This is a genomic window from Oleiphilus sp. HI0061, assembly GCF_001635675.1.
In genome coordinates this window covers 1-696 of the sequence record NZ_LWFE01000489.1, presented here as the reverse complement: position 1 = coordinate 696, position 696 = coordinate 1, and the positions used below count along the sequence as shown (strand labels likewise).

Sequence of the window (696 nt, the reverse complement as noted above, 5' to 3'; positions counted from 1 at the left end):
TTGTACGAGCTGTGAAACGCTATAGAAACCCATGGGTAGGCTGTTGAGTAAGGATGTGTAGAACTCAACTGGGTAGTAATGCTTTAACCATGCAGAAGCGTATGCGAGTACGGCAAATGAAGCTGAATGACTCTCAGGAAAACCGTACTCTCCAAAGCCGCAGATTTGTTCAAAAATCCGTTCTGCAAAGGCTTGCTCATAGCCCCTTTCCAGCATCCCCTCAATCAGTTTCGATCTAAATTGCATCAGCTTACCCGTCTTTTTCCAAGAGGCCATGGCGCGTCTGAGTTGATCAGCTTCGCCCCCGGTAAATCCGGCGGCGACCATAGCCAGCTTGATCACTTGCTCCTGAAAAATGGGTACTCCCAGCGTGCGGGATAAGACTTCCTTAACAGCTTCCGAAGGGTATTCGATGTTCTCTTCACCATTACGCCGCTTTAGGAAGGGGTGAACCATATCTCCCTGTATTGGCCCGGGTCTGACAATAGCGATCTGAATCACCAGGTCATAATAATTTTCTGGTTTTAAACGTGGCAGCATACTCATCTGTGCACGAGACTCGATCTGGAACACGCCAATAGTGTCGGCTCGCTGAATCATCTGATAAACCTTTGGGTCATCCTGCATACGGGTGATATCTGCGATGCTCAAGTCTCGTTGGTGGTATTGTTGAATAAGGGAAAATGTCTTACGGAT

General features: G+C 47.8%; 1 pseudogene. It reads right to left on the bottom strand.

What is annotated here, in order from left to right:
* Positions 1-696 (bottom strand): annotated as a pseudogene (locus tag A3735_RS06475) (error-prone DNA polymerase); the annotation flags it as partial.